The sequence below is a fragment of the Brevibacillus sp. HB2.2 genome, assembly GCF_013284275.1.
In the GTDB taxonomy this organism is placed as follows: Bacteria; Bacillota; Bacilli; order Brevibacillales; family Brevibacillaceae; genus Brevibacillus; species Brevibacillus brevis_D.
The window spans coordinates 1-327 of record NZ_JABSUV010000118.1; the positions used below are offsets into that span (position 1 = coordinate 1).

1 pseudogene is annotated in these 327 nt (G+C 41.3%); it reads right to left on the reverse strand.

Annotation, left to right across the window (positions count from 1 at the left end):
- Positions 1–193 (reverse strand): annotated as a pseudogene (locus tag HP401_RS29745) (hypothetical protein); the annotation flags it as partial.
- Positions 194–327: the final 134 nt, after the last annotated feature.

Genomic DNA, 327 nt, shown 5'->3' on the forward strand with positions numbered 1-327 from the left:
TAAGTTCATTTGCTACAATAATTTTCGTTTCCCCGTTGATGAACGACTTACGCTTTGGCTTGATACGGCATTGAAGTTTGGCTCTCCAACGATAGTAGGTCGCCCGTGGCACACCAAACAGTTTAAGGACATCCGTGGTAGAGGTTCTTCCCCGAAAGCTCTCTACAACCTCAATTAATTTTGATTTTTCCACCCCTCTGTAGTTCCTGATACGTTTTTAAGACTTCAATTTGCAACTCCAATTGGCGAATTTTTAAATCCCTTTGCGCTATCCCATCTAAGTGATCTGAACAACTTTTTCCATACTTATATTGCTTGCCTACAGGT